The sequence below is a fragment of the Thermomonospora echinospora genome (assembly GCF_900108175.1).
Taxonomy (GTDB): domain Bacteria; phylum Actinomycetota; class Actinomycetes; order Streptosporangiales; family Streptosporangiaceae; genus Thermomonospora; species Thermomonospora echinospora.
In genome coordinates this window covers 17,741-23,477 of record NZ_FNVO01000041.1, presented here as the reverse complement: position 1 = coordinate 23,477, position 5,737 = coordinate 17,741, and the positions used below count along the sequence as shown (strand labels likewise).

General features: G+C 66.6%; 4 protein-coding genes. All 4 read left to right on the top strand.

Features of this window, described 5'->3' with window-relative positions; genetic code table 11:
• Nucleotides 1-409 precede the first annotated feature (409 nt).
• Genes C4U03_RS38420 through C4U03_RS38405 form a run of 4 tightly spaced genes read left to right on the top strand, consistent with a single transcriptional unit; the run spans nt 410 to nt 5,260 of the window.
• Nucleotides 410-1,156: a class I SAM-dependent methyltransferase gene (locus C4U03_RS38420; protein WP_103944735.1), complete on the top strand. Its 747-nt coding sequence runs from the start codon at nt 410-412 to the stop codon at nt 1,154-1,156.
• The gene (locus C4U03_RS38415) at nt 1,153-3,747 is read left to right on the top strand and encodes an SUMF1/EgtB/PvdO family nonheme iron enzyme (RefSeq protein ID WP_103944725.1); all 2,595 of its coding nucleotides are present in this window, start codon (nt 1,153-1,155) and stop codon (nt 3,745-3,747) included. The genes C4U03_RS38420 and C4U03_RS38415 overlap by 4 nt, the downstream gene beginning before the upstream one ends.
• Nucleotides 3,744-4,013: a hypothetical protein gene (locus tag C4U03_RS38410; RefSeq protein ID WP_103944724.1), complete on the top strand. Its 270-nt coding sequence runs from the start codon at nt 3,744-3,746 to the stop codon at nt 4,011-4,013. The genes C4U03_RS38415 and C4U03_RS38410 overlap by 4 nt, the downstream gene beginning before the upstream one ends.
• Nucleotides 4,013-5,260, top strand: a complete 1,248-nt coding sequence (locus C4U03_RS38405; RefSeq protein ID WP_103944723.1) for a hypothetical protein — start codon at nt 4,013-4,015, stop codon at nt 5,258-5,260. Before C4U03_RS38410 ends, C4U03_RS38405 begins: the two co-directional genes overlap by 1 nt.
• Nucleotides 5,261-5,737 lie beyond the last annotated feature (477 nt).

Below are 5,737 nucleotides of genomic sequence, written 5' to 3'. Positions count from 1 at the left end.
GGCCTGCTCCCCGCGCACGCGGGGATGGTCCCACCGGTGGCTACGCCATCGTTCCCCACCCAGACTGCTCCCCGCGCACGCGGGGATGGTCCCGCCTTCCAGCGCCTGGGGAGGGCGCACCCCTTCTGCTCCCCGCGCACGCGGGGATGGTCCCTCGCCCGGCCGGATCGACGCCTCGGCGTATCTCTGCTCCCCGCGCACGCGGGGATGGTCCCGCCCAGATCGCCGCCCTGGCCTAGGAACTGTTCTGCTCCCCGCGCGGGGATGGCCCGTACCCGGCCCGCTGCGAGGACTGTCAGAGCATCTGTTCCCCGCGCATGTCTGCCATCAAGGTCAGGAGACACTGAGTCGGCAATGGTCAATGGTTACCGTGGGCTTGGTGGCTAGTGGTGTAGGAGGCTGGCTGTACATGTCTGAGGAGATTGCTGCTCATTACGATCGGCTGGCGGACCGCTACGACGAGAACTGGACGCACAGTGCGGAGTTCATCGCTTGGATGACGAGCTGCATCCTTGGTCGGCTCGATCCGCAGCCTGGGAATCGTGTCGCTGACATCGGGTGTGGGACTGGGCTTTTCACTCGGGGGCTCGTGGAGAGCGCCGGGCAGGTGGCCTGTGTAGACCCGTCAGGCGCGATGCTTGAGCGGCTTCCGGAGGGTGAGGGATACGTACCAGTCGAGGCATCAGCGGAGGATGTGGCCGAGGGACGTGTGGCACTCCCCTACGGACGACTTGACGCGATTTTGGTGAAAGAGGCGATCCACCACGTGCGGGACCGTGCCCGGGTGCTGGCCGGTCTGGCAGGGATGCTGGCTCCGGGCGGGCGCGTGCTGGTCGTGATGCTGCCTACGACGATCGATTATCCGCTGTTCGACAGGGCGTTGAGGGCGTTCGAGAAGCATCAGCCCGACCCCGAGGACATCGCCGGCCATCTGGAACGAGCGGGTCTGCAGGTCCGTCTGAGCTATGAGTCGTTCCCGTTGTCGTTCTCCAAGGAGCGCTATTTGCGGATGGTCCGTAACCGCTATATGTCGCTGCTCTCCATGTTCGACGATGCCGAGCTGGAGGCGGGCGTCGCAGAGATCGACCGGCGTCATCCCGAAGAGATCCTGCAGTTCCCCGACCGGTTCGCGTTCGTGCTCGGAAGGCGGACATGAGCAGCGAGCTTGATTCCCGCCTGCAACGGCTCAAGACAGAGCTCGACGACCACTCCCGCATCGCCAGGCACCTCGGGCTCGACTTCGAGCGCCCCATCCGTTCGCTCGGTGACGGCTACCCGGAGAACTCGATCTCCCTGGTAGGGAAGATCGCCGAGCGCATCCTGAAGGAGTTGTGGCAGCACCATGATGTGCCGGGCGACCCGTCCGGCAAGTCCCTCAGCGAGCTGATCAAGGGCTGCCGACCCCACATCACCAGCAGCGCAGTCCTGGACGCCCTGCGCGACATTCAGTTGCTCCGCAACCGGGCGGCCCACGACGGCTACTCGATCGCCGAAGAGGATGCGCTCACGGCCATCCGGCGCCTGCTCGACGTGCTGATGTGGTTCACCACGACCGGGAGCCAGGTGCTCACCGGGGACGTGCCGCGGCTCGTTCCCGCCGTGGCGAAGAAGGCCGAGTTCCTCGCAGGTCTCTACCTCACGATGGGCTACACGTCCGTCAAGCGGTTCGAGCTGACCCAGTACACGGTGTATCAGCTGTTCAGCCGTGAGGTCGGTCTGCGCATCGAGTACGTGGAGCTGATGCTCAGCCGTGGGACCGACGAGGTACGTCAGGTCCTGGCCAGCACCGGCGGTGAACTGCTCAAGACCCGGCTGCCCAAGCTGACCCGCTTCCTGGTCCTTGATCCGGGCGACGATCCGGCTGTGAGTGAGTTCGAGGACTACCGGGTGGTGACCTACGACCGGTTCATGGACACCATCGTCGACCCGGACGCGCACTACTCCTCGTTCGCGCTTGCCGAGGCCAGGGAACGGATGCCCTTGTCGGGCAGGCTCCTCACCACCGATGAGCGCTCGGGCAACATGACGCTGTCCCAGGTCGGCGACGCCTACGAGCTGCTGACCGGGACGGCCGTCTCCGGCGGCAACCTGCTGGTGGTGGGCCGGTCCGGCAGCGGGAAGACGGTGCTGCTGCAAAGGCTGGTCGCGGCCGGCAGGGATTCGGACGTACGGCGGTACCGCTTCTACTTCGACATGAGCCTGAAGCGGCCGGGCGAGAGCTTCCCGGACTTCATCACGCGGACGCTCGCCCCGTGCATGGCGGTGGATCGCATCAAGGTCTTCGACGTCTTCCACTACTTCGCCCGCTCCGGCTCGGTGGTGTGCGCGCTCGACGGCATCGACGAGGCGGTCACCGAGCACACGCTGGCCGGCTTCGTCGAGTTGTTCACCGAGCTGGCCCAGGTGCTGTCGGCTGACTCGACGGTCGTGATGAGCTCTCGGGTGTCGTTCCTGGAGGACTCGCCCCAGGTGCGCCGGATGCTCGACGGTACGGCGCTGCTGTCCGAACGCCTCGTCCAGAACCTCTACGCGCAAGGTGTCGACCCGCTCAAGGTCCCGAGGTTCTCCGCCCTCCGGCTGCACGAGGACACCTCGCCGCTAGAGGTTCGGCTCGCCCGTGTCCTCGGGGCCGAGGAGCCGCTGCCCGACCTGTTGTGGAGGCATGTGGAACGGACTGCAGCCGAAGCCGGCCTCGCAGACCGGATGCCCCAGCTCGTTGCCTTCTTCGGGCGAGCAGGACTTGAGGGGCACACATCGTTCACGCTCATCGAGCTGTGCAATGAGCTCGGTATCGAGTGCTTCACGGGCGGGCGGATCGACTTCGAGTCCTTCGGTCTACGACCACTGTTCCGGCCGGCGGACGCCGACCGCGTCGCGTTCGCCCACTCCGCCTATCAGGAGCTCTTCGCCGCAGAGCATCTACGCACCTCGGGAAGCCAGAACATCGCGCGGCCTGCCCGGCTCACCGAGCAGCTACGGGCGTTCCTGCACCACCGTTCCCGGCATGAACGAGGCAGTGACGACTGCGTGCTCCCTGCCGGAACGTACCTGGTCGGGCCGTCTCATCACCTGATGCTGCGAGAGATCACGGCCCCTGTGCGGTTCGATCGGTACGCCGTCACCGTACGCCGTTACAACGAGTTCCTCGCCGCCGTCGAGCGACACGGCTCCGCTCAGTGGGATCACCCGGACATGCCGCCGGATGTCTCACACCAGCCATGGCTTGAGCGGCTCCGAGTGCAGGACTACTACACCAACCCCACTTACGCCGACCATCCGGCGATCTGCCTGAGCTGGTGGAGTGCGTACGCCTTCGCCCGCTTCGAGGGCAAGCGGCTGCCCACCTCTACCGAATGGGAGGCTGCGGCCCGAGGCCGGGACGGCCGCCTGTTCCCGTGGGGAGACGAGATCGACCTTGAGGCGGTCAACTGTGCCGACGCCTACAGCGATCGCCCTCTGATCACCTATGAGACCTGGTTGGAGGAGCACGACCAGGGACGCCTGCGGGACGCTTTCCCCCGCCCGGTCCACGCTCATGAACGCAACCGCTCGCCATTCGGCGTTCACCAGTTGGTCGGCAACATCTGGGAACGCACGTCCACCGTCCTGGCCGACCGCGGCGAATCGGTGATCTGCGGGGGCTCGTTCGACAACCCCTACCGGGCCGTGCAGACCTCGTCGAAGGGACTCGCCGGCTTCCGCATCAGCAGCAACGCCATCGGATTCCGCTGCGTGGAGGAACTGTGAACGAACCCAGGCTCCAGCAGCGCTTCGGCCATGTGGCCGACCGCCGTCCCCATGGCAGCGGCTACGGCGGCCGGATGGGCGTCTACGTCGTCCACGACTCCGAAACCGGCGAGGACTTCACCTTCTCCTACGTGGACATCGTCACCGAAGGTTTCCGCACCGTCCGGACCGGCGAACGCGTGCGCTTCATGACCGACCCCGACCAGCCCGGCACCGCCGTCTACGTGATCCGGCTGGACCTACCTGATGTGGAGGCGCACTACTGATGAGCCGGCCGGCCCGTCAGGCGATCGTTGCCGTCTACCGTGCAACGTTCCCGCAAGCCCCCGACTGGGCCGAAGGCCCACTGCCTCTTGTCCACGGCAGCATCCGCGCCGACACCGCCAGCCGCAGCACCTACTACCCTCCGCGGACCGCCCGCCTCTTGTACGGAACACCGGAGCATCCACGCCGCTGGCACCGAGCGCTGCGGGAACGGATCGGTGACCTCACGGTCATCGGCGTGGAGGCGCTGCGGCTGAACGATCGGCCAGATGCCGACGGACTGCTCATCGTCCATCTGTCCCCGGGAGGGGTGCAGGCCGTGGATGTCGTACGCGCACTCGCCCGCCGTAGCGGCACGAGCCTGCCGGGATATGACCCCGCACGGCTTGTCGGCGATCAGGTAAGGCTCTTGCCAGGCTCGCCCTTCACGCTGACCTTCGTCACCGCACGCGGCTGGCGGTTGCCTCGCCTCTACAGCCACCCCCGGTACCTCCGCTGGCCATACCTCGACCAGTGGCAGTGGGCACTCGCCTCCCGCAGCAACTACCGGGACCAGCCACCCGACCCACGGATCACCCGGCTCCCCGAGCAGGACCGCGTCTGGATCTCAGCCGACTGGTCCGCTCTGGTTCTCCGCGAGGGCATGGCCCTCACCGGCACACGTCCAGATCGCGGCGTCTCCGACCCCTTCTACAACCATGCCGCCCTCTACGCCCGGACGATCTACCTCGACGCCATCCTCATTGGGCTACTCCAACTCCACGGCATCAGCGAACTCGAAGACACCCTCGCCGCAGTGCTCGACGGTGGATCCCCCAGCGGAATGCCCTCGCTGGAACGCCGCCTCGCACAGTTCCGCCACCAACTCTGGTGGCAGCACCTGTCCGCCCACGGAGCTCCGAACCAGTTCCTCGAAGCCTTCCACCATCAGCACAGACTCCCCGAGCGCTTCGCCCAGATCCTGGCCGAGATCAACGACTACAACCGACTGGCCCGCGAGGACGAAACCCGCAACATCAACGGTGCCGTACTGCTGTTCACCTTGGTGACCGTGCCGGCCGGCATCGCCCTGGCGCTGCTCCAGGTCCTCAGCGTCAGAGACCTATGGATCTTCACCACCGTCTTCGCCAGCTGCCTGCTCCTCACCGGCCTGCTCCTGGCGACCGGCCCGGCCCGAGCCGTCCTCCGCTCAATGCGAAGCCCTCGCAAGCAAGCCATCGCCGCCCCAACCCACCACCGGAGGCGATGACTCAACGCACCGCAGGAACGCGCTTAGGTCAATCCACCGGCAGCCCTCAAAAGCTGCAGACGAACCACTGGCCCACCACGCCAGCACCTTGCCGATTTGCACCGCGGACCAATAGCACCCACACCAGCTTGCTCACATCCCCACATCCAGGCACCCTGAACCAACGATCGAGCCACGAACGAGGCCATGCCCGAAATGTCCGAGTCTGCAAAAGTAAGGAATTCCAGCCCCTTCTCGCCCTAAACCCGCAGGTCAGCCAGTCTGCTCCCCGCGCACGCGGGGATGGTCCCCGCGCCGAGATCTCCTGCACGACGCGTGCGGCCTGCTCCCCGCGCACGCGGGGATGGTCCCCGCTTGGTGACGACCGCCGTGCCGGTGGCGACCTGCTCCCCGCGCACGCGGGGATGGTCCCGCTTGGCGGCGTTCAGCCAGGCCTGCCTCGTGCTGCTCCCCGCGCACGCGGGGATGGTCCCTCCC

Bases quoted from the DNA above. Each gene is read 5' to 3' on its own strand.
- C4U03_RS38420 (WP_103944735.1), top strand. From the start codon at position 410: ATGTCTGAGGAGATTGCTGCTCATTACGATCGGCTGGCGGACCGCTAC.
- C4U03_RS38415 (WP_103944725.1), top strand. From the start codon at position 1,153: ATGAGCAGCGAGCTTGATTCCCGCCTGCAACGGCTCAAGACAGAGCTC.
- C4U03_RS38405 (WP_103944723.1), top strand. From the start codon at position 4,013: ATGAGCCGGCCGGCCCGTCAGGCGATCGTTGCCGTCTACCGTGCAACG.